General features: G+C 72.5%; 18 protein-coding genes and 1 pseudogene. 15 read left to right on the top strand and 4 right to left on the bottom strand.

What is annotated here, in order from left to right:
* Positions 1–18: 18 nt before the first annotated feature.
* Positions 19–1,539, top strand: a complete 1,521-nt coding sequence (locus tag TOK_RS20325; RefSeq protein WP_098959584.1) for an MFS transporter — start codon at positions 19–21, stop codon at positions 1,537–1,539.
* 303 nt (positions 1,540–1,842) lie between these two features.
* Here the strand turns inward: TOK_RS20325 and TOK_RS20320 are convergent, their stop codons facing one another.
* The gene (locus TOK_RS20320) at positions 1,843–2,799 is read right to left on the bottom strand and encodes a YafY family protein (RefSeq protein WP_098959583.1); all 957 of its coding nucleotides are present in this window, start codon (positions 2,797–2,799) and stop codon (positions 1,843–1,845) included.
* Positions 2,800–2,859: 60 nt separating this feature from the next.
* Here TOK_RS20320 and TOK_RS20315 point away from each other — a divergent pair, with 60 nt between their 5' ends.
* The 6 genes from TOK_RS20315 to TOK_RS20290 all read left to right on the top strand — a co-directional run bounded on the left by TOK_RS20315 (position 2,860) and on the right by TOK_RS20290 (position 10,674).
* Positions 2,860–3,603, top strand: a complete 744-nt coding sequence (locus TOK_RS20315) for an alpha/beta fold hydrolase (protein WP_098959582.1) — start codon at positions 2,860–2,862, stop codon at positions 3,601–3,603.
* Between the two features lie 249 nt (positions 3,604–3,852).
* Entirely contained in the window at positions 3,853–5,676 is a 1,824-nt protein-coding gene (locus TOK_RS20310; RefSeq protein ID WP_098959581.1) for a phosphoenolpyruvate carboxykinase (GTP), read from the top strand.
* Between the two features lie 167 nt (positions 5,677–5,843).
* Positions 5,844–6,137: a DUF3311 domain-containing protein gene (locus TOK_RS20305; RefSeq protein WP_098959580.1), complete on the top strand. Its 294-nt coding sequence runs from the start codon at positions 5,844–5,846 to the stop codon at positions 6,135–6,137.
* On the top strand, positions 6,134–7,825 hold the full coding sequence (gene mctP / locus TOK_RS20300; RefSeq protein ID WP_098959579.1) for a monocarboxylate uptake permease MctP: 1,692 nt from the start codon (positions 6,134–6,136) through the stop codon (positions 7,823–7,825). The genes TOK_RS20305 and mctP overlap by 4 nt, the downstream gene beginning before the upstream one ends.
* A 315-nt stretch (positions 7,826–8,140) precedes the next feature.
* Positions 8,141–10,039, top strand: coding sequence for a hypothetical protein (locus TOK_RS20295; RefSeq protein ID WP_098959578.1), 1,899 nt, complete (start codon positions 8,141–8,143; stop codon positions 10,037–10,039).
* Between the two features lie 50 nt (positions 10,040–10,089).
* Positions 10,090–10,674 (top strand): peroxidase-related enzyme, encoded by a 585-nt coding sequence (locus TOK_RS20290; protein ID WP_098959577.1) that lies wholly within the window; start codon positions 10,090–10,092, stop codon positions 10,672–10,674.
* Here TOK_RS20290 and TOK_RS20285 read toward each other — a convergent pair.
* Positions 10,671–10,997, bottom strand: a pseudogene (locus TOK_RS20285) (amino acid ABC transporter ATP-binding protein); the annotation flags it as partial. The gene TOK_RS20290 and the pseudogene TOK_RS20285 sit on opposite strands and share 4 nt — an antisense overlap.
* 129 nt (positions 10,998–11,126) lie before the next feature.
* Between TOK_RS20285 and TOK_RS20280 the strand changes: the two are divergent.
* The 5 genes from TOK_RS20280 (at position 11,127) to TOK_RS20260 (ending at position 15,887) form a co-directional block, all read left to right on the top strand.
* Positions 11,127–11,342, top strand: a complete 216-nt coding sequence (locus TOK_RS20280) for an antitoxin (RefSeq protein WP_098959576.1) — start codon at positions 11,127–11,129, stop codon at positions 11,340–11,342.
* 247 nt (positions 11,343–11,589) lie between these two features.
* Positions 11,590–12,810 (top strand): thiamine pyrophosphate-dependent dehydrogenase E1 component subunit alpha, encoded by a 1,221-nt coding sequence (locus TOK_RS20275; RefSeq protein WP_098959575.1) that lies wholly within the window; start codon positions 11,590–11,592, stop codon positions 12,808–12,810.
* Position 12,811: 1 nt separating this feature from the next.
* Positions 12,812–13,786 (top strand): alpha-ketoacid dehydrogenase subunit beta, encoded by a 975-nt coding sequence (locus TOK_RS20270; RefSeq protein ID WP_098959574.1) that lies wholly within the window; start codon positions 12,812–12,814, stop codon positions 13,784–13,786.
* Between the two features lie 23 nt (positions 13,787–13,809).
* The gene (locus TOK_RS20265) at positions 13,810–15,201 is read left to right on the top strand and encodes a dihydrolipoamide acetyltransferase family protein (RefSeq protein WP_098959620.1); all 1,392 of its coding nucleotides are present in this window, start codon (positions 13,810–13,812) and stop codon (positions 15,199–15,201) included.
* A gap of 80 nt (positions 15,202–15,281) precedes the next feature.
* Entirely contained in the window at positions 15,282–15,887 is a 606-nt protein-coding gene (locus tag TOK_RS20260; RefSeq protein ID WP_098959573.1) for an FxsA family protein, read from the top strand.
* A 420-nt stretch (positions 15,888–16,307) separates the two neighbouring features.
* On the opposite strand, the gene TOK_RS20255 is transcribed toward TOK_RS20260, so the two are convergent.
* Together TOK_RS20255 and TOK_RS20250 are read right to left on the bottom strand one after the other, a co-directional pair.
* Complete coding sequence (locus tag TOK_RS20255) at positions 16,308–16,850, bottom strand: hypothetical protein (protein WP_098959572.1); 543 nt, start codon at positions 16,848–16,850, stop codon at positions 16,308–16,310.
* An 11-nt stretch (positions 16,851–16,861) separates the two neighbouring features.
* Positions 16,862–17,467: an SIMPL domain-containing protein gene (locus tag TOK_RS20250; RefSeq protein WP_172457672.1), complete on the bottom strand. Its 606-nt coding sequence runs from the start codon at positions 17,465–17,467 to the stop codon at positions 16,862–16,864.
* Between the two features lie 229 nt (positions 17,468–17,696).
* Between TOK_RS20250 and TOK_RS20245 the strand changes: the two genes are divergently transcribed.
* The 3 genes from TOK_RS20245 (at position 17,697) to TOK_RS33450 (ending at position 22,880) form a co-directional block, all read left to right on the top strand.
* Positions 17,697–18,887 carry an ATP-binding protein gene (locus tag TOK_RS20245; RefSeq protein ID WP_098959570.1) on the top strand — a complete coding sequence of 397 codons (1,191 nt, stop codon included), beginning with the start codon at positions 17,697–17,699 and terminating at the stop codon, positions 18,885–18,887.
* A 223-nt stretch (positions 18,888–19,110) separates the two neighbouring features.
* A complete protein-coding gene (locus TOK_RS20240) occupies positions 19,111–19,431 on the top strand; it encodes a co-chaperone GroES (RefSeq protein WP_098959569.1) in 321 nt (106 codons plus the stop codon).
* 113 nt (positions 19,432–19,544) lie between these two features.
* The gene (locus TOK_RS33450; RefSeq protein ID WP_216362032.1) at positions 19,545–22,880 is read left to right on the top strand and encodes a VanW family protein; all 3,336 of its coding nucleotides are present in this window, start codon (positions 19,545–19,547) and stop codon (positions 22,878–22,880) included.
* The last annotated feature ends 70 nt before the right edge of the window (positions 22,881–22,950 follow it).

Here is a 22,950-nt window from a genome sequence, read left to right as displayed (position 1 = left end):
CCCCGAGGACTCCTTGCCATGACCGTCGCGATCCCGCGCGTCCCCACGCGCCCGACCACGGCCCTCCGCGCCGGCCGCCGCCAGTGGCTCGCGCTCGCCGTCCTGTTCCTGCCGACGCTGCTCGTCGCCGTCGACAACACGGTGCTGAGCTTCGCGCTGCCCGCCATCACCACCGCGCTGTCGCCCGGCGCGACGACGCTGCTCTGGATGGTCGACGCCTACCCGCTCGTCCTCGCCGGGCTGCTCGTCACGATGGGCTCGATCGGCGACCGCGTCGGATCACGACGCCTGCTCGTGGTCGGCGTGACCGGGTTCGGGCTGGTGTCGCTGCTCGCGACCTTCGCCACAGACGCGGTGCACCTCGTCGCCGCACGCGCCCTGCTCGGGTTCTTCGGCGCGATGCTGATGCCCAGTGCGCTCGCGCTCGTCCGCACCCTGTTCGTCGACCGCGACCAGCGCCGGCTGGCCCTCGCGATCTGGGCGACGGGATTCGCCGCGGGCGCCGCACTCGGCCCGCTGGTCGGCGGCGCGCTGCTCGCGCACTTCTGGTGGGGCTCGGTCTTCCTGGTCAACGTGCCCGTCACGGCCCTGGTCGTGGTGCTGGCGCTGTTCCTGCTGCCCGAGTCGGTGCGGGTGCGGCGGGGCCGGCTCGACCTGGGTGGCGTCGTGCTGTCGATGGCCGCCGTCGTGCCGATCGTCCTGGCGGTGAAGCTCGTCGCGTCCGGTGGGGCGGCCGCGGCGATCGCGGCGGCGCTCGTCGTCGGCGTGCTCGCAGGGGTCGCGTTCGTCCGGCGCGCCCGCAGGCTCACCTCGGCGGGCCGCGAACCGGTCCTCGACCTGGCACTGCTCGCGTCACCGGTCCTGCGCATCGCGATGCTCGCCAACCTGACGACGATGCTCGCGCTCACCGGACTGCTCTTCTTCGCCGCGCAGTACCTGCAGCTGGTCCTGGGGCTCGGCCCGATGCGCTCCGGTGTGCTGCTGCTCCCCGGGTTCGCGGCGACGGTCGTCGCCGGGCTGGTCGCGGCCTGGCTCGCGCGTCGCGTCCCCATCCGGGTGCTCGTCCCCACCGGCCTCGCGACGGCGGCCGTCGGCTACGCACTGTGCGTGCTGCTCGGTGCGTCGTCGGGCGGGACGTTGTTGCTGGTGGCGGGCGTGCTCGTCGGTGCCGGGATCGGGCTGACCGAGACGCTGACCAACGACGTCGTCCTCACCGCCGCGCCCGTCGACCGTGCCGGATCGGCCTCGGCGATGTCGGAGACCGCCTACGAGCTCGGCGCTGTCCTCGGCACCGCCCTGCTGGGCGGCGTGCTCACGGCCGTCTACCGCGGTGCCGTCGACGCGCCCGTGGGCCCGGCGCGGGAGACCCTCGGCGGGGCGGTCGACACGGCCGACCCCGCGGTGATCGAGTCGGCGCGCGCGGCCTTCGCCCTGGGTGTCGACGTCACCGCCGGCCTCGGCGCGGCCCTGCTCACGGCCGTCGCGCTGGCGGCGTGGATCGTGCTGCGCCGCCACACCCGCCCGGCCCGCCCCTCCTGATCCGAACGAACGGCACAGTCGCGCAACCGAGTTGCAGCAGTGTCGGGTCGTTCGCACGGGCGCGGACGCTCCCATGGTTCGTCAAGGTGTGGCGAGCGGCCGCTGATCAGGACGGCATCGCTTGCCATGCAGGTCACCGCGACAGCGGCGCCGGGCGTCGACGCGAACAACGGGACGTCAAACGTGTCACGAGAGCGTAGGAAGGACGCTGACGACACGTTCGCGCTCCACCCGGCACCGGAGCAGTCCTGGCGCGCTGGTGGACACGTTCGGTGTGGGGCCTCGGCTCGACGCCGGCTCGGGTCAGGGTCGGTCCCCCGTGCGCAGCAGCCGTTCTGCCAGCAGGCGGACCTCGTCGCGCAGCGCGGCGGGTGTCACGACGGTGAAGTCCACCCCGAGCCCGGCGAGCATGCGGGCGGCGCCGTCGAGGTGCTCGGCGCGGCCGCGGAACACCGCCCCGGACGGGTGTGGCGCCACCGTTCCGGTGCTGCGCGGGAGCAACCGCCGGGCCTCGTCGACGGGTACGTGCAGCACCACCTCGAGAGCGTGTGCCCAGCTCACGGCCGCGATGCCGGCGACGACCTGCTCGGCGGCGTCGAACCCCGGCGGCGGCGCCGACCCCGGCCCGAGGACGTCGACACCGGAGATCCGGTCGACGCGAAAGTTGCGGACGTCGTCGCGGCCGTGGTCGTGCCCGCTGACGTACCAGCGGCCGGCGTGGAAGGTGATGCCCCAAGGGTCGAGCTCGCGTCGCGACGACGACCCGCTCCACGACCGGTACGCCAACCGGACGCGGGTGCCGTCGCGCGCGGCGGCACCGAGCGCGAGGAGGACGTCGGCGTCGGGCGGGGTGGCGGTGCGTGCGGGGGCGGTGAAGCCGAGGACGTCGGAGACGGCGCCGACGCGGTCGCGGACGGCGTCGGGCAGGACGCGTTCGAGTTTGGCGCGGGCGCTCGCGACGGCGGGTGCGGCGGCGTGGAGGCCGGTGCGCTCGGCGGCGAGGAGCCCGAGGACGACGGCGACGGCCTCGTCGCCGGAGAGCATGAGCGGGGGCAGCCGGTAGCCGGGGAGGAGCCGGTAGCCGCCGTGCCGCCCGCGGCGGGCGACGACGGGGACGCCGAGCTCGTCGAGGGTGCGCAGGTGCCGGCGGACGGTGCGCTCGTCGACGTCGAGGCGTTGCGCGAGTTCGGGACCGGTGAGTCCGGGTCGTGCCTGGAGGAGCTCGAGGAGGGCCAGTACGCGGCTCGCGGAAGTGGCCATGCCGAGATTCTGCAGCAATCAGGACCGGATCGGCCCTGATTCGGTTCTACCGTTCCGGGCATGACGACGTACGTGCTGGTCCCCGGGTTCTGGTTGGGTGCGTGGGTGTGGGACGGCGTGGCCGACAGGCTGCGCGCCGAGGGCCACGAGGTACGCGCGGTGACGCCGCTGGGCGTCGCGGAGCGGGCGTCGACGGCGGCGGTGAGTGCCGACGACCAGGTCGCCGACATCGTCGCCACGATGAGCGAGGAGAGGCGACCGGTGGTCCTCGTCGGGCACAGCGGTGCGGGCCCGATGGTGGTCGCGGCGGCGGAGCAGGCGCGCGGGAACGTCCGGCACCTGGTGCTCGTCGACACCGGCCCGATGCCGGACGGCATGGCGCACATCGACTTCCACGAGCCGCCGACGCAGGAGTGGATCCGGGACCGGATCGCCGCGCACGACGGCTGGTATCCCATCCCGGACGCGGCGTGGTTGCGTGGGTCGGGCGCGAGCCTCGACGGGCTCGACGACGACACGTTGGAGACCATGTGGGACCGCGCGGCCCCGGAGCCCGGAGGGGTCGTGACGGGTGCGGCGACGCGGGGGGTCAACGATCCGACGTTGCCGAAGACGCTCGTCGCGAGCAGTCTCCCGGGCGAGCAGGTGCGGGCGCTGGCCGCGGCGGGGGTTCCGGCGTTCGCCGAGCTGACGGGCACCGAGTGGACGATCCGGGACCTCCCGACGGGTCATTGGCCGATGCTGTCCGAGCCCGCGGCGCTGGCTGCCGCCCTTCGCGAGGTGGGCGCCGTCACGTCGGTGTGAGCCTCGTGCAACGGGCACGTAAATCGATCTTCGAATTGGCAGGAATTCCCTGTGCGCTTGGTCTCTGAATCGATTACCTGATCGGTCTTGTGAGCCGGTCGACAGGTCACTCGTAGGAGTGGAACAGGTTTTTCCGGGTAACCTCCATTGTCATCTTCCTTCGCCACACCCGCCCTTCACAGGCAGGGTGGGCGTCGGCATTCCCAGGGTCGGGTGGTTGGCCTGACCAGGCAGGAGAGCTCACACCAGATGACCACTGCAGACGTTCGAGGTATCGACGCAGCGCCGACGACGAACGCCCAGCTGATCGACTGGGTCCGGGAGATCGCCGATCTGACGGGCCCGGACGAGGTCGTCTGGTGCGATGGTTCCGACGGCGAGTGGGACCGCATGACGAGCCGCCTGGTGCAGGCCGGGTCGCTCGTGAAGCTGAACGAGAAGAAGAAACCGAACTCGTTCCTCGCCGTGTCCGATCCTGATGATGTCGCCCGCGTCGAGGAGCGCACCTTCATCTGCACCGTCGACGAGTCCGGTGCCGGCCCGACCAACAACTGGGTCGCGCCCGCCGAGATGAAGTCGACGATGTCGGACCTGTACCGCGGTTGCATGCGGGGCCGCACGATGTACGTCATCCCGTTCTGCATGGGCCCGCTCGACGCCGACCCGCCGATGCTCGGGGTGGAGATCACCGACTCCGAGTACGTCGTCGCGTCGATGAAGATCATGACCCGCATGGGTGCCGACGTCGTGAAGCTCCTCGACGGCCGCGGCGACGAGTACGTGAAGTGCCTGCACTCCGTCGGCGCGCCGCTGGCGGAGGGGCAGGCCGACGTCGCGTGGCCCTGCAGCGACACCAAGTACATCAGCCACTTCCCCGAGACCCGCGAGATCTGGAGCTACGGCTCCGGCTACGGCGGCAACGCCCTGCTGGGCAAGAAGTGCTACGCGCTGCGGATCGCGTCGGTCATCGCGCACGACGAGGGCTGGCTCGCCGAGCACATGCTGATCCTCAAGCTGATCAGCCCCGAGGACACGGTGCACTACGTCGCGGCGGCGTTCCCGTCGGCCTGCGGCAAGACCAACCTCGCGATGCTGCAGCCCACCATCCCGGGCTGGCGTGCCGAGACCGTCGGCGACGACATCGCCTGGATGCGCTTCGGTGAGGACGGCCGGCTCTACGCGGTCAACCCGGAGTTCGGCTTCTTCGGCGTCGCGCCGGGCACCAACTGGAAGACCAACCCGAACGCGATGCGCACCATCGAGCAGGGCAACTCCCTGTTCACGAACGTCGCGCTGACCGACGACGGCGACGTCTGGTGGGAGGGCCTCGAGGGCGATCCCCAGCACCTCACGAGCTGGACCGGTGAGAGCTGGACCCCGGAGTCGACGAAGCCGGCGGCGCACCCGAACTCCCGCTACACGACGCCGATCAGCCAGTGCCCGGTCGTCGCGCCGGAGTGGGAGGACCCGAACGGCGTCCCGATCTCGGCGATCCTGTTCGGCGGCCGCCGCAAGACGACAGTCCCGCTGGTCAGCGAGTCGCGCGACTGGCAGCACGGCACGTTCATGGGCGCCACCATGTCCAGTGAGATGACGGCCGCCGCGAAGGGCGGGCACGGCCAGGTCCGTCGCGACCCGATGGCGATGCTGCCGTTCCTCGGCTACAACGTCGGCGACTACTTCCAGCACTGGATCGACGTCGGCAAGGGCGCGGACGCCGACAAGCTGCCGAAGATCTTCTACGTGAACTGGTTCCGCCGTGGCGACGACGGCCGCTTCCTGTGGCCCGGTTTCGGCGAGAACAGCCGCGTCCTCAAGTGGGTCATCGACCGCATCGAGGGCAAGGCCGCCGCCGAGGAGACCGCGATCGGGTACGTCCCGACGCCGGAGGCGCTGGATCTCGACGGCCTCGACACGCCGCTCGCCGACGTCCAGGCGGCCCTCGGGGTCGACGCGGAGGAGTGGAAGGCCGAGCTCCCACTGATCGAGGAGTGGTTCGAGAAGGTCGGCGACACGCTGCCGACGTCGATGCGTGACGAGCTGGAGGCCCTGCGCCTGCGCCTCGGCGCCTGACCACAGGGCGGTACGCCCCGATACGACGCCTCGCCACGACGGCCCGCTGCACCCTCCCGGTGCGCGGGCCGTCGTCGTGTCCGACATGTGACCGTCACGCCCTGCGCGCCGCGATGTGGCGACCTACGATCCGCGACGGTCATTCGGGATCGGGGGGGTCGGAGGTCATGTCGCAGACGACGCCACGGCGGGCGCGAGGGGGGCCGGGACGGTCGGGTCTTCGCTTCAGCGCTTGGAACCTGCTGCTGCTCGTGCCGCTGTTGATGCTGGTCACGCCATGGTTCAACAAGGCGGAGCCCAGGTTCCTGGGGATGCCGTTCTTCTACTGGGTCCAGTTCGTCTGGGTGTTCATCGGCGTCATCAGCGTGGCGATCGTCTTCCGCATGACGCGTGACGAGCCGGTGACCGAGGGCCCCGACCGGCTCGACGTCGACGACCTCGACGAGAGGGACGTCCGATGATCGACTGGCTCGAGCTGACCGTCTTCCTCGTCCTGTTCCTGCTCGTGACCGTCATGGGCTTCCTGGCCGCCCGTTGGCAGCGGGGCGGCGACCTCGACCATCTCGACGAGTGGGGCCTGGGCGGGCGCAAGTTCGGCTCGTGGATCACCTGGTTCCTCGTCGGCGGGGACCTCTACACCGCGTACACGTTCGTCGCGGTGCCGGCGCTGCTGTTCAGCTCGGGCGCGCTCGGCTTCTACGCGCTGCCCTACACCGTGGTGCTGTACCCGCTGGTGTTCCTGCCGGTGCTGCGACTGTGGTCGGTCTCGCGGGTGCACGGCTACGTGACCCCGGCCGACTTCGTGCGCGGCCGCTACGGCAGCTCGCTGCTGGCTCTGATCGTCGCGGTCACCGGCATCGTCGCGACGATGCCCTACATCGCGCTGCAGCTCGTCGGCCTGGAGGCGGTGCTGCGGACGATGGGCATCAACGCCTCGGGCCTGCTGGGCCATCTGCCGCTGCTGATCGCGTTCGTGATCCTCGCGCTCTACACGTACCAGTCGGGGCTGCGGGCGCCTGCGCTGATCGCGTTCGTCAAGGACATCCTGATCTACATCGTCATCATCGTGGCCGTGTTCTACCTGCCGGCGAAGCTGGGCGGCTGGTCGGCGATCTTCTCGGCGGCCGAGCAGAAGATGGCGCAGCCGAGCGCGACGAGCGGGGGCAAGCCGCAGGGCTCGATCCTGCTGACGGCCAACAACCAGCTGCAGTACATCACCCTGGCGCTGGGATCGGCGCTCGCGCTGTTCCTCTACCCCCACTCGCTGACCGGGGTGCTGGCGTCGCGGGGGCGCAAGGTCCTCAAGCGCAACATGGTCGCGCTGCCGGCGTACTCGTTCCTGCTGGGCCTGCTCGCGCTTCTCGGGTACGTCGCGATCGCGGCGGGGGTCAAGCCCGTCACGAACAACGCGACGGGCCGGCCGGACACGAACACGATCATCCCGGCGCTGTTCGACTCCCAGTTCGGGTCGTTGTTCGCGGGCATCGCGTTCGCGGCCATCGGCATCGGGGCGCTGGTCCCGGCGGCGATCATGTCCATCGCGGCGGCCAACCTGTGGACGCGCAACATCTACAAGGAGTACCTGCACAAGGGTGCGACTCCGGGGCAGGAGGCGCGGCAGGCGAAGCTGGCGTCGCTGGTGGTGAAGTTCGGCGCGGTGGCGTTCATCCTGTTCGTCGACCCGCAGTTCTCCATCGACCTGCAGCTCATCGGCGGCGTGATCATCCTGCAGACGCTGCCGTCGGTGGCGATCGCGCTCTACACGCGCTGGTTGCACCGCTGGGCGCTGATCGCGGGCTGGGTCGTCGGCATGGGCTACGGGATGTACCTGCTCTACCTGATCCCCAACCCGGCCAACGGCAAGGCGCACTTCGGCGGCTCCGCGCTGACCCTGGACAAGCTGACGATCTTCGGCTGGCACCCGTTCGCGGGCTCGACCGTCCAGATCTACGTGGGCTTCGTGGCACTGGTGGTCAACCTGGCGGTTGCGGTCGTCGTCAGCGCCGCGCTGCGGGCCGGGAAGGTGTCCAACGGCGCCGATCAGACCGACCCGGCCGACTACCACGCCGACGAGGACTCGCCGCGGCTCAAGCCGGTCGCCGATGCGGTGGCGGGGGTTCCGGGCGCGAAGGTCGTCCCGAGCAACTGACGGGCTTCGCCGCGTGCCGGAAGGGCGTCACCGACGGTGGCGCCCTTTCGGTCATTACGGACAAGTCGCCGGGCGCAGGCCGCGGACCGTTCGGCGCTGCTGTGACCACCGGAGTGCACTGCGTTACGACGCGCGGCCGATGAGCCACTCACACGAGCGACCGAGTCGGAACGAAGGGGCCCCCGCCCACCGCAGCGAGTTACCTCTCATCGGCGGAACGTTGCAGATGTACACGATCGAGGTGGAACATTGCGGGAATCTGCGCGATACATCCTGTGACCGTCGCCGAGCCCGCGGCCGCGGCCACAGGAGGAGGTGACACTGGTGCTGGACGTCGGTCCCTCGAGCTCGTTCGAGGTGGACGCTCACCTGGCCACGTTCGTCGACCGGCTGGCCGGTGACGCCGCCGCCGGTCCGGCCGATGCCGCGCGCCGCCGTATCCACACCTCGATCACCGCGGGCACCGTCCCGCCCGGTCTGCGCCGCCTCGCGGAGGCACTCGCCTCCGCCGCGGGCGACGGACCGCCCCGGCCCCGCCACCCCGCCGAGGACGTCGACACCGTCGCCGACGCGCTGCGCGGAAACACCCTCGTCGTCCTCGACGAGTTCGACGTCGACGCGGTCGTCACCGCGCTCGGCGCCCTGGTCCGCGACGGCCGCCGCGTCGCCGTGACCGCCGCCGACCGGGCCGAGCTGACCCGGTTGCGTGATGCGCTCACCCCGGCGATCGTCCGGTCCTGTGTCGACGCGCTGCCCGCCATGTCGCCCGCCGAACAGCGGGAACTGCGCCGGCTGCTGGCCACCGCCACGCCGGAGCGCCGCGCGCGCCGCGGCACCCAGCTCCCGCCGGCCGGCTCGTTCCCCACCGTCGCCGAGGTCGCGGACCTGTGCGCCCGCGCCGCAGGCACCATCGGGGGTGCCGACGGGCTGCTCGCCGACGTGCTCTCCGGGATGGACCCCGACCGCCGCGCAGCTGTCACCGACGACGCCCGCCGCGTCGAGGCCGGCCTGGCCGCGCTCGGGCCGCGCGTTCCCGGCCTCTGGACGTGGACGCTGCTGTCCAACCTCGTCCACAACACCCACGCGGGCGTGTTCGACCACCTCGTCGACCAGGTCGGCCAGGCCCTCGCCGCCGACGAGCGCTCGCGCGCGTTCCCTCCGGTCACCGTGCAGGGCTCGCTCGGCTCCGCGGGCGTCGACGCGTTGCGCCGCTACGTCGAGTTCCTCGGCAGTGGCGGTCGCAACCGCGCCTACTTCCGGTCGCAGGCCCAGCGCGACGTGCAGCAGGTGCTGCGGCAGATCGTCGTCGGCGGGCACCCGGCCGAGTCGGCCGACGACATCCACGCCGCGCTCGCGCACATCGAGCTGGCCGAGCGGCTGCTCGCCATCGACGCCTCGTGCAGGCAGGCCGGCGTCCCCGCCCCGCGCAGCGCCGCCGACCTCACCGAGCTGGCCGCCGCCCTCAGCGGCATCGCCGACGCCGCCCGCGCCGTCGGCGCCCTACGTCACGACGTGCTGTTCATCCACCACAACTCGCCCGTGGCGGTACCGGACCTCGACAGCGCGCAGCACGTCGCGGCCATGATCCTCGAGTACGACGCGCACGGCTCGGCCGACGAGGCCGCCCATCGGCTCGACGCGGCCGCTCACCAGGTCGGGCTGCTCACGCCGGCCACCCGGACAGCCCCCGAGCACACCCGCGCGGTCGAGGCCCTCCGCGCGCACGACCCGGACGCCTACGCCGCCGCGCTCGACGAGATCGCCGCTGCCCGCTGCCTCTCCGACCAGGAGAACCGCTGCGCCGAGCTGCTCGACCGGCTGCGCCGCAACACCCCGCGTGTCGCCGAGGCGTGGGAGGCCGCCAGCGCCGAACATTCCAGCGCGTACGGCCTCGCCTGGTTCGTGGAGGCCGACAGGCTGATGTCGTCGCTGCCCGGCGAGGACACCGTCGACGTCGTGCTGCTGCTCGGTGCGGCCGATCTCGGTGTCGACCGGCTGCTGCTCACGGCGGTCGCGCCGCGGCTCGCCGCGGTCGTCGGCCCCGGTGTGCGGCAGGCCGACGGGCCGACGCTGCTCGGTGTGATGCAGCGGGCGTCGGCGCTCGTCATCGCCGGGCGCGTGGAGCAGTCGGGGCCGTCGGCGCAGGTCGTGCACCTGTCGGCGGCGACCAGGGCACGCCAGTCGGCCGGGTCGGCCCGTCAGGACCCGGCCTGATCCGTCCCGGCGCACTCCGGCCCGCCGCCGCGCGGGTTACGGTCGCGGGTATGACCGACACGCGACCGGTGAGCCGCTTCGGCACCGTCGACCTCCAGGACATGCCCGACGACCTGCGGGAACGCATCGGCGCGATAGCGGAGAAGTCCGGGTTCGTCCCCAACGTCTTCTCCGGGCTGGCCCGCCGGCCACGCGAGCTGCGCGCCTTCCTCGACTACCACGACGCGCTCATGGACAGCGACGACGGACTGTCCAAGGCGGAGCGCGAGCTGGTCGTCGTCGCGACGTCCGGGGCCAACAGCTGCACGTACTGCGTGGTCGCGCACGGCGCCATCCTGCGCATCCGCATGAAGGACCCGGAGATCGCCGACCGGGTCGCGACGAACCCCTACGGCGTCGAGCTGTCCCCGCGCGAACGCGCCATCGTCGACCTGGCGCTGTTGATCGCCACGGAGTCGGCGACCCTGTCGGAGGACGACCTCGACGACGCGCGCGACGCGGGCCTGTCCGACGACGAGATCTGGGACGTCGGTGCCATCACCGCGCTGTTCGCCATGTCGAACCGGCTCGCGCACCTGATGGCGTTGCGTCCCAACGAGGAGTTCTTCCTGATGGGCCGGACGCCGAAGGCCTAGAGCACCTTCGACAGGAATGCTCTCGTCCGCTCGTGCCGTGGGGCGGTCAGCACATCCCGCGGCACCCCGGCCTCGACGACGACGCCCTCGTCCATGAACACGAGGGTGTCCCCCACCTCGCGCGCGAACCCCATCTCGTGGGTCACGACGAGCATCGTCATGCCGTCGGCGGCCAGTCCGCGCATGACGTCGAGGACCTCGCCGACGAGCTCGGGGTCCAGCGCGGACGTCGGCTCGTCGAACAGCATGAGCTTGGGCCGCATCGCGAGCGCCCGGGCGATCGCGACGCGCTGCTGCTGCCCGCCCGACAGCTGGCCGGGGTAGAGGGCTCGTCACCCGACCGTTGCCGCGGCGTCACGGTCGCGGTTCGAGGTCCGGCGCGCCGGGTACGGGAACGGGACGGGCGGATCGGACGTTCCACAGACGACGGACGCTCAACGAGGAGGAACACGATGGGGCTGCTCAAGAAGCTCGCCGTGCTCGGCGGCGCCGCCGAGGCGGCACGCCGGTACGCCCAGAAGAACCCGGACAAGGCCGGTCGCTACGTCGACCAGGCCGCCGAGTTCGTCGACAAGCAGACGAAGGGCAAGTACAAGGGTCAGATCAGCGGCGCAGCCGGCAAGGTCAAGGGCGCCGCCGGCATCCAGCGGCCGGGCCACGGGGTCTGACGGACCCTCCTGCGCACACGCAGTCCCGCGGCGGCCCGACGGCCGTCGCGGGACCTTGCGCGTTCCCCACAATCCCGCCGGCGATCTTGTGGGCCGGGAGCGCTGCCGCTCCGCGCGGCGGCGTGCCAGGATCGGGACATCAGCATCGTCGAGTGCCGGGTCGCCCGCCCTCATCCCCGGGCGGGTCCCGGTGCCGTCCCGGTCGCCGTCACGAGCGGGCCGGGTCGGTGGTCCGCGAGGAGGCACCGTGTCCGTCTCTGATCCCCAGGCCTGGAATCCGGCCGATCCCCGATCCCGCCCCACCCGCGAGCAGGTGCTCGCCGGGCTGCGCGGTACCGACGCCGGGGGCCCCGAGCTCGTCCAGCTGCTCACCCCGGAAGGTGAGCGCGTCGCCGACCCCCGTTTCGACGGGTACGCCGACGACGTCGACGCCGAGTCGCTGAAGGCCCTCTACCGTGACATGGTCCTGGTCCGCCGGGCCGACCGCGAGGGCAACGCGCTGCAGCGCCAGGGCCAGCTCGGAATCTGGGTGCCGCTGCTCGGCCAGGAGGCCGCCCAGATCGGTGCCGGCCGCGCCCTGCTGCCCACCGACATGGTGTTCCCGAGCTACCGCGAGCACGGCGTCGCCTGGTGCCGCGACATCGACCCGACCGACCTGCTCGGCATCTTCCGCGGCACTGACCACGGCAGCTGGGACCCGCTGGAGAAGCGGTTCCACCTGTACACGATCGTCATCGGCAACCAGTGTCTCAACGCCACCGGCTACGCCATGGGCCAGCGCTTCGAGGGCCGCGTCGGCAACGGTGACGATGCCCCCGAGGGCTCCCCCGACGAGGCCACCATGTGCTTCTTCGGCGACGGCGCCACCTCACAGGGCGACGTGCACGAGGGCTTCGTGTGGGCCGCCGCCTACGACGCGCCCGTCGTCTTCTACTGCCAGAACAACCAGTGGGCCATCTCGGTGCCGCTGGAACGCCAGACCCGCGTCCCGCTCTACGAACGTGCCCGCGGCTACGGCTTCCCGGGCGTGCGTGTCGACGGCAACGACGTCATCGCCTGCCTCGCCGTCGCCCGTTGGGCGCTGGAGGAGTGCCGCAGCGGCAACGGGCCCGTCCTCGTCGAGGCCTTCACCTACCGGATGGACGCCCACACCACCTCCGACGACCCGAGCCGCTACCGGCTGGCCGACGAGCTCGAGCTGTGGAAGCTGAAGGACCCCATCGAGCGCGTGCGCGTCAACCTGGTCCGCGAGCACGGCGTCGAACAGGAGTTCTTCGACGGCGTGGCCGCCGAGGCCGACGAGATGGCCGCCCGCCTGCGCGAGTTCTGCGTCAACATGCCCGAACCGGCGCCGGACCGGATGTTCTCCGAGGTCTACGCCGAACCGTCGCCGCTGGTGGAGGCGCAGCGCGAGGAGTTCCTCGCCTACCACGCGTCGTTCGCCGCGGACTCCGGGGAGGAGGGCTGACATGGCCGTTCTGACGATGGCGAAGGCCCTCAACGACGGGCTCCGCAAGGCCATGGAGGCCGACCCGCGGGTACTCGTGATGGGCGAGGACGTCGGCAAGCTCGGTGGCGTCTTCCGCATCACCGACGGTCTGCAGAAGGACTTCGGGGAGCAGCGCGTCCTCGACACCCCGCTGTCCGAGTCGGGCATCATCGGTACCGCTGTCGGCCTCGCGATCCGCGGCTTCCGCCCGGTGTGCGAGATCCAGTTCGACGGCTTCGTGTTCCCCGGCTACGACCAGATCGTGTCCCAGCTGGCCAAGGTGCGGTTCCGGTCGCAGGGCAAGGTGCCCATGCCGGTCGTCGTGCGCATCCCGTTCGGCGGCGGAATCGGCGCGGTCGAGCACCACAGCGAGTCCCCCGAGTCGCTTTTCGCCCACGTCGCGGGGCTCAAGGTCGTCGCCTGCTCCAACGCGAACGACGCCTACTGGATGATCCAGCAGGCCATCGCCACCGACGACCCGGTGATCTTCTTCGAGCCCAAACGGCGCTACTGGGAGAAGGCGGAGGTCGACGTCGACACCACCCCGGCGCCGCTGCTGCGCTCCAGGGTGCTGCGCGAGGGCACCGACGTCACCATCGCCACCTACGGCCCGCTGGTCCGGACGTGTCTCGACGCGGCCGTCGCCGCGGAGACCGACGGCACGTCGCTCGAGGTCGTCGACCTGCGCACGCTGTCCCCGCTCGACCTCGACCCCGTGTTCGAGTCGGTGCGCCGCACGGGACGGCTCGTCGTCGTCTCGGAGGCGCCGTCGGAGTCGTCGGTGACCGCCGAGATCGCCGCCCGCGTGCAGCAGGAGTGCTTCCTGTCGCTGGAGGCGCCCGTCCTGCGCGTCACGGGGTACGACACCCCCTACCCGCCCTCGAAGTGCGAGGACGACTACCTGCCCGACCTCGACCGCGTTCTCGACGCCGTCGACCGCTCGAAGGCCTGGTGACGACGGTGCGACGCGAGTTCCGCATGCCCGACGTCGGTGAGGGCCTCACCGAGGCCGAGATCGTCTCCTGGCGGGTCGCGCCCGGCGACACCGTCACCGTCAACCAGATCGTCGCCGAGATCGAGACGGCCAAGGCGGTCGTCGAGCTGCCGTCGCCGTACGCGGGGACGGTCGGCGAGCTGCTGGCCGAGCCCGGTGTGACCATCGAGGTCGGCACGCCGATCATCGCGATCGAGACGGCGGAGGCCGGCTCCCCCGCCGCCGCGCCTGCCGCTGCTGCCGCGCCCGTCGCTGCTGCCGAGGGCGGCGCGAAGATCGGTGAGGCGGGAGTGGACGGGCGCATCGCCACGCTCGTCGGGTACGGCCCGCGCCAGGGCACGGTGGCCCGCCGCCCGCGCCGCGGCGGCGCCGCGGCTGCCGCGCCTGCCGCCGCCCGGCCCGCCGCACTCGCCGACGCCGCGGTCGCACCCGCAGAGGTCGAACCGCCCGCCCCGACCGCCCCGGCTCTCGTCCCTGACGAGCCTCGCGGCGGCCGGGGCGACCTCGTGCCGCTCGCCAACCCGCCCGTCCGCAAACTGGCCCGCGACCTGGGCGTCGACCTGCGCCAGGTCACCGGGACCGGTGCGGGCGGCGTCATCACGCGCGAGGACGTGCAGACGTTCACGACCGATCCCGACCCCGTCGCGGCTCCTGCCGCCGTGGCCGCGGCACCCGGCCGGGAGGACCGCCGCGAGGCCATCCGCGGTGTCCGCAAGGCGACGGCCGCGGCGATGGTGACGTCGGCGTTCACCGCGCCACACGTCACCGAGTTCCTGTCCGTCGACGTCACCGCCACGATGGACCTGCGTGACCGGCTCCGGGCCGGCCGCGAGTTCCGCGACGTCAAGCTCACGCCGCTGGCGTTCGTCGCCAAGGCGGTGTGCCTGGCCGCGAAGCGCACCCCGTCGATCAACGCGACCTGGGACGGCGACGCCGGCGAGATCGTCTACCACGGCGCCGTGCACCTGGGGATCGCCGCCGCGACTCCGCGCGGGCTCATCGTCCCCAAGATCCGCGACGCCGACCTGCTCGACCTGCGCGGCCTCGCGACCGGGCTCTCCGAGCTCACCGCGACCGCCCGGTCGGGGAAGACCTCACCGGCCGATCTCACCGGTGGCACGTTCACGATCACCAACGTCGGGGTGTTCGGCGTCGACACCGGGACACCGATCATCAACCCGGGCGAGGCCGCGATCCTGGCCGTCGGCGCCGTCAAGCCGATGCCGTGGGTCGTCGACGGCGAGCTCGCGGTGCGCACGGTGTGCCAGCTCTCGCTGTCATTCGACCACCGGCTGGTCGACGGGGAGCAGGGATCCCGGTTCCTGGCCGACGTCGGAGCCCTGCTGGAGGACCCGGGAGTCGCCCTCACCTGGTGACGTGACGTGACGTGACGCGCCGTGGCGAGGTCGTTACCGGAATCCGGGCACGCGGACGGCATCCCGTTCGTTGGACGGGTATGCCGTACGTGCTGCTGTACCTCGTCGTCGAGATCGTCGCGCTGGTCGCGCTGGGCTCGTGGGTCGGCGTGGGCGCGACACTGCTGGTCCTGCTCGGCGGGTCCGTCCTCGGGCTCCTGCTCGCGCGCCGTGAGGGCGTGCGCGCCGCGCAGGCGTTCAGCGCCGCCGTCCGCGACCGCCGGGTCGCGCACGCCGAGCTGACCGACGGAATGCTCGTCGCGGCGGCAGGTGTGCTGCTGTTCGTCCCCGGCCTGGTCACCGACCTCGCGGGTCTGCTGCTGCTCGTCCCGCCGGTGCGCAAGATCGTCCGCAACCGGCTGGTGCGGGCGGCCGAGCGGGCCAACCCGGGACTGCAGCGCGCCCGCATCTACAGCGACGGCCCGGTCGTCGACGGCGATGTCGTGAACGGCGGACCCGACGGCGGGGTCACCTACCGTGACGGTTCGGTGCGGCGCTGGGCCACGGTGCGGACCCTTCCGCGGAGCGTCGAGGCGGACGACGCGACGATCGTCGAGGGCACTGTCGTCGAGTCCGACGACCACCCCGCACACGGCGACGACGACGTTTCCCGTGACTCCCGGACACGCGGGGATCGCGCGAGCTGATCCTCGGTCATTCGCGCCGGCCGGTCCCGGGGGACACGGCCGGCGCGAATTCGCGGATCAGGCTCAGTGGCCCGACACGTAGGCGGCCGGGACGGGTATCTCGGCCTGCGCCGCGTGGGCGACGCCGAGCGCCGTGCCTGTGAGCAGCAGCAGGCCCACAGCCCCCGCGAGCAGCGCTCGAAGGGTCGTCGCCGGGCCGCGGCGGGCCCCGCGATCGTTCGGTCGGAGGCGCAGGGCCGGGTGTGCGGAACGGCGGAGACGGTGGCGTGCACGGCTGCGGTTCATCAGAAATCGCACCCCCTTGACCGGTCCTGAGGGATTCCTCCGGGAACGGAACTCAGCGATTAGGCCGTTCGAGTGTCCATCGTTGGGACAGGAATCGACCGGCGGACACGCGTTCTTCACCCGAACGGGACCGGATCAGGGAATTCGTCCGCTCCACAACGGCTCGACACGCGCCCATTCGCGGTCCCACTGTTCGCTGTCGGTCTCCTCCAGGCGCATACGCACCGTGATCGCCACGAGCGCGACGACCGTCCACGCCAGCACCACCCATGCGACCGCCAGCACGATCCCGACGTTCGTGGCGACGCCCGGGGCGCTGGGCGGCTCGCCGATCACGCCGTGCCGGTCGACCCACAGCTGCATCGCCGGCTCGTCGGGCGCGCCGATGGCGACGGGCAACGTCGTCGTGTGGACGGTCCCGTCCGGAGCCGGATAACGGACGGACCGGCTGGTGGTGAGTGCGGTGTCGGTGGCGTCGGGGAGCGTCAGCGGTGCGGCGGCAGGCTCCACGACCTGCGCCGTCACCGGGACGAGGCGCTCGGCCGCGGCCTCGGAGCGGCCTTTCTCCCAGGCGTGGGCCAGCAGCCCCACGGGCAGGGCGAGCAACAGCACGAATGCGACGGACGTCGCGACGGTCCGGCGCAACCGGGCGCGGGCCCGATCGGTGGCGCGTTCCATGGCCGGCCCGGTCAGCCGGCGAGGACGAGCGCCCAGGTGGTCGTGCACTGGGCGGTGACGCGGACGGGTTCGGGTTCCAGGCCCAGCTCGGTGACGTCGACGGGGCCGCGGGCGGCCTCCATCGCGACAGCTCGCATCATCGGGCCGCCGCCGTGGTCGGGTGCCTCGGCCAGCAACGCCAGCGCGCCGAGCGAGCCACCGAGCGCGTCGGCGTAGCCCTCCGCGCGCCTGCGGGCGTCGGCCACGGCCTCGCGCTGGGCCGTGGCGCGCGCGGCGACCTGGTCGTCGAGCAGCCAGCGCGGCCCGTTGAACGACGCCGGCTCCGCAGCCAGCACGGTGCCCAGCACGTCCTCGAGCACATCGAGGTCGCTCACCCGGAGCAGGACATTCTCCGTGGCGCGGGCACCGGACTGCTTGCCGCGGCGCCACTCGGTGCCGACGTGCAGGCTGCGGCTGCGCACCTCGACACCGGCGCGCGTGAACACCGGCTCGGCTGCGGCGACCGCCCGGCCCAGGTCGCGCACCGCGGCCGACCGGTCCCTGCCGGTCGCGCTGAACGACACGTCGATCTCGGCGCGGTCGGCGAGCTGCTCGTGCCAGCCCGTCCCCACTGTCACGATCTGCGGATCCCCCACGACACCAGTTAACCGGATTCCGTCGTATCACGGTGTCTAGCGGATCCGTGAGAAAGCCCTCGACAGTGCGGTCGGGCACCCTCCCATCGCCGTGTATCGGACTTTCTCCGGCCACTGCTAGAAATGCATAGACGAGCCGATCCGCGACACGCGATCGGGTTCGATAGCGAAATCTAGGGTTCGGCCAAGACACCCGGATACCGTCCGATCCATGGATCCCGTCCGCAATCCGTTCGCGCCCGGAGCCGGCCAGCGACCGCCGGAGCTCGCCGGCCGCGACAAGGAGGTGGACGCCTTCGAGATCGTCCTGGAGCGCGTCGCCCGCGGCCGCCCCGAACGCAGCCTCGTCCTCACCGGCCTGCGCGGCGTCGGCAAGACCGTCCTGCTCGGCGAGCTGCGCTCCATGGCTGTCCGGGCCGGCTGGGGTGCCGGCAAGATCGAGGCCCGCCCCGACGCCGACCTGCGCCGCCCCCTGTCCGCCGCGCTGCACCGCGCCATCCGCGACCTCGCCGTCCGCCATCGCAACCCCGAACGCGTCGACGAGGTCCTCGGTGTCCTCAAGGCCTTCGCCCTGCGCGCCTCCCCCGACGGCGCCAAGCTGCGCGAGCGCTGGCAGCCCGGCATCGACGTCCCCGTCAAGAACGGCCGCGCCGACTCCGGCGACATCGAGATCGACCTCGTCGAACTGTTCACCGAGGTCGCGGAGCTCGCCGCCGATGTCGGAACCGGTGTCGGGCTGTTCATCGACGAGATGCAGGACCTCCGGCCCGACGACGTCTCCGCACTCTGTGCCGCATGCCACGAGCTGTCCCAGTCGCGGGCGCCGCTCGTCGTCGTCGGCGCCGGGCTGCCGCACCTGCCCGCCGTCCTGTCGGCGTCGAAGTCCTACTCCGAGCGCCTCTTCACCTACAGCCGCATCGGCAGGCTCGACCGCGTCGACGCCGACACCGCGCTGCTCGCCCCCGCCCGCCGGGAGGAGGCGGCGTTCGACGGTGAGGCCCTCGACTCGCTGTACGAGCGCTCCGGCGGCTACCCCTACTTCATCCAGGCCTACGGCAAGGCTGCCTGGGACGCCGCGCCCACCAACCCCATCGGCGGCCGCGACGTCACCGTCGCCGCACCCGAGGCCGAGGCCGAGCTCGCCGTCGGCTTCTTCGGCTCCCGCTTCGAACGCGCCACCCCCGCCGAACGCGAGTACCTGCGTGCCATGGCCGAGCTGTCCGACGGCCGGGACGAACCCGTCGTCACCTCCGGGATCGCCGAGCACCTCTCCCGGCGGGCCTCGTCGCTCTCTCCCGCCCGGGACAGCCTTCTCAAGAAGGGTCTCGTCTTCTCCGCGCAGCGTGGCCAGATCGCCTTCACCGTCCCGCACTTCGGCCGGTACCTGCTCACCCAAACCTGAGAGTCCACTGCTCCGTACGAGTGAATCCCTGAACCGGGGCGACGCGATGTAACGCCCGGGCCTGTCGAACCGACTCCCTGTACAGCCCCGTGGTGCTGTCGGACCCCCGACCTGGCAGCCCCGCGGGGTTCTCCATTTCTCAGGTTCGGTGCCCTCGCCCGGAACGTCGCGGACGCCTGATCCCGGACGGGGGCCACACGACGTGACCCGTAGCATCTGCCCGGTGCCGGACCCACGCCTCGAGATCCAGATGCTCCACGACCGGGTCCTGGTCCGCATCCTCGACGGTGCAGGTGAACGGCGGAGCTCGGCGGGCATCGTCATCCCCGCCACGGCACAGGTCGCCAGGCGACTCGTCTGGGCCGAGGTGTTCGGTGTCGGACAGCACGCCCGCTCGGTCAAGGTGGGCGATCACGTCCTGCTCCACCCCGAGGAACAGTACGAGGTCGAGGTGCAGGGATCGACGTACCTGATCCTGCGTGAACGTGAACTGCACGCTGTCGCGGCCGAACGTGCCGAGCACGGAACCGGGCTCTACCTGTGACGCCCCGGCCCTGAGGGACCGGACTGCTGTACCGGACGACCCCCCGGCCCGCGGGGGCGCTGTAGTGGACGACCCCCGCGGGGGTGCGCGGTGAAGAGGGGAAGTCGGACGTCATGACCGAGCGCGAGCCCGGGGTCGACGAGGGTGACGGGAACCGGACGGTCGACGAGCAGGCCGCGGCTGCGGCCGGATCGCCCGTCGACGCAGCCCCGGGCACCGACACCGCTGGTACCGAAGCCGCACGGCAGTCCTCGTCGCTGTCCGGGGACGACCTCTTCGCCGTCGCACGCCCGTCGGACACCACCGGACCGCCGTCCGCGCCTGCGGCGTCGTCCGTGCCGCCGTCCGCTGAGCCGGCGTCCGACGCCGTGCGGTCCGAGGCCCCGCCGTCCGACCGTCTGGTGCCCGGCGCTCCGGTGTCCGACGCTCCTGCCGCCGCGACCGCCGCCGGATCGCCCGTCGTCGCGATGAAGCCGGGGGCCTCGACGGCATCGCCTTCCCCCTCCTTCGCCGCTGACGGTTCGGCGCTGTCCGGGTCGGCTGCCCCCGTCTCCCCGGCTGCTCCCGTCTCCCCGGCTGCCCCCGTCTCCCCGGCTGCTCCCGTCTCCCCGGTCGACGCGGGAGAGGGGCCTGTCGACGCCGGTGCCGACCCGGGCGACGCGGAGGTTCGCGCGGCCCGGTCCGAGTCGGCTGCCGCGTGGGCCGGTGCCGACAACTCCGGTGTCGATGCCTCCGGCGCTGATGTCTCCGGCGCTGATGTCTCCCGCGCCGATGTCTCCCGCGATGAGGTCCGCGGTGCCGACGATGTCCGCACCGTCGACCGCCCGGCCGACCCGTCGCCCGAGCTCGGCGCCCCCGCGCCCGACGAGGCCGAGCCGCCTCGTCCCGCCGACGCCCCGCAGAAGGACCCCTCCGCCGATCCCGCGCGCCCGGTCGCCGAACCGGCCCGCACCGAGCCGGTCGCCGAACCGGCCCGCTCCGAGCCGGTCGCCGAACCGGCCCGCTCCGAACCGACCGTCGAGCCCGCCCGGCGCGAGCTCTCCGGTCCGGAACCCGCCGACCGCGCCGTGGCCGAACCCGCCGACCGCGCCGTGGCCGAACCCGCCGACCGCCCCGTGGCCGAACCCGCCGGCCGCCCCGCGGCCGAGGCCCCGGCCGTGAGCGCTGCCGCGCCGACCGTCGCGCCGCGCAACTGGTTCGCCGAGCCCGACGCCGAGGCGACCGCGGTGCTGCCCGCCGTGCGCCCCGGCTCGACCCAGGCCGACCCGGCTCACGGAACAGGTGCGCAGGTCGATCCCGCGCGGGCGGCGGAGAGCCACGGCCCGACGGCGTCACCCGTCGACCCGGCGACCGTCCGAATCCCGGCGCGACGCACCGAGCAGCAGGTCGAGCGACCCACGGAGGTCATCCCGGCGGTCACCGCCGATGCCGCCGACGGCGCCCGTCGCGGAACCGATCGACGTCCCGACCACGCCGGTGCTCCGACGATCCTCACCAAGGTCCCCTCGGCCGCGGCCGCCGCGGGCGGAGCCACCGCGGTGCTGGGCGCCGCTGCGGCCACCCGGTCCGGGGCCGACGCCGGCCGGACCACCACCGCGATACGCGCCGGCGGGACCGGCTCCGGCACCGGGACCAGCGCCGGAAGCAGCGGCGCCGGGAGGACCGGCCCCGGAGACCCTGGCCCGGGTTCCGACGCGACCCGGCCCGTGCCCCCCGAGGGCGACTCCGGCAGCGACGGCCCCGACGGGCCGGACACTCCCGGGGGCGGGTCGAAGGGACGGCGGCGTCGCAGGCCGCTGCTCGTCGCGGCCGCGGTCGTCGGCCTGCTCGCGGTCCTCTACGTCGTCGACCTGCTGCTCGGCATGGGCGACATGCCACGCGGCGTGTCCGTCGCCGGGCAGGCCGTCGGCGGGATGTCACGCCAGGAGGCCGAGGCGTCGCTGCGCGCGACGATCGACCCCCGCGCGACGCAGCCGGTCGTCGTCACCGCGGGCGACGTCCGCACCGAGATCGACGCCGCCACCGCGAAGCTGGGCGTCGACTGGGGCGCCACCATCGAGCGCGCGGGCGCGCAGCCGGTCAACCCGATCGCCCGGATCGAGTCGTTCTTCGTCGACAAGGACTTCGACGTCGTCAGCACGGCCGACGAGCGTGCCGTCACCGCCGCGCTGGAGGGCATGGGTCCGCTGGTCGACGACGAGGCCACCGAGGCGTCGGTGCGGTTCGACGGGCTGGAGCCCGTTCCCGTGATGCCCGAGGACGGCCACCGCCTCGACGTCCCGGCCGCGGTGCCGCTCGTCGCGACCAAGTGGGCCACCGGCACGCCGGTGGAGCTGCCGCTCGCGACGCTCAAGCCGATCACGACGGCCGACGACGTGCGCCAGGCCGTCGACTCCATCGCCCGCCCGGCAGTCTCGGCGCCGATCACGGTGACCGGTGAGGGCGCGCAGGGCACGCTCGACCCGGCCGACATCGCGAAGGCGCTCACGTTCCGCGCGGACGCAGGCGCGACGCCGCGGCTCGTCCCCGAGCTGAACCCCGAGATCGTGTCCGACGCCCTGTCGCCGCAGCTGGAGAAGACGGAGAAGCCGGGCCGGGACGCGACGCTCGACGTCAGCGGCCCGACGCCCGTCGTCGTCCCCTCGCAGGACGGCCGCGGCATCGACTACCCGGCGACGCTGACGACGATGGTGCCGGTGCTGAAGGCGCAGGCACCGCGGCAGGTCGCGGCCGTCTACGGCGACAAGCCGGCCAAGGTGACGACCGAGGACATCGAGAAGCTGGGGATCGCCGGCGAGATCAGCACGTTCACCACCGGTGGGTTCGCGGCCGACTCCGGACGCAACATCAAGCGAGCGGCCGAGCAGATCGACGGCACGATCGTGAAGCCCGGCGAGACGTTCTCGCTCAACGCGCTGACCAACCCGCGCAATGCGGCCAACGGCTACGTCGAGGCCGGGATCATCGAGGACGGGCATCCCGCCCGCGGCATCGGCGGCGGCGTCTCCCAGGTGGCGACGACGGTCTACAACGCGGCCTACTTCGCCGGCATGGTCGACGTCGCGCACAAGGAACACAGCTTCTACATCAGCCGCTACCCGGCGGCCCGCGAGGCGACCGTGTTCGACAACGTCATCGACCTGAAGTTCCGCAACGACGGGCCGACCGGCGTCCTGATCAAGACGTTCTGGACCCCGTCCAGCCTCACCGTGAAGATCTACGGCACCAAGCGCTACGAGGTGACGTCGACGACCGGTCCGCGCACGAACGAGACCCCGCCGAGCCCGGTGACGATCCCGGCCGGGCAGCCGTGCTCGGCCAGCAGCGGGGCACCGGGCTTCACCGCGTCGGACACCCGCACGCTGCGGAACGTCCAGACCGGCGAGGTGCGCACGGAGAAGCGGACCGTCCGCTACAACCCGTCACCGATCGTCGTCTGCGGGGGCTGACAGCCGCCGCCGGTCGGGTGCCTCGACTTCCGAGATGCCCGTCACATTCGTACCCTCTGAGTGACAGTGC

Source organism: Pseudonocardia sp. N23, assembly GCF_002583555.1.
Taxonomy (GTDB): domain Bacteria; phylum Actinomycetota; class Actinomycetes; order Mycobacteriales; family Pseudonocardiaceae; genus Pseudonocardia.
Note: the sequence above shows the minus strand (reverse complement) of the source record. Positions and strands in the feature narration are given on the sequence as shown.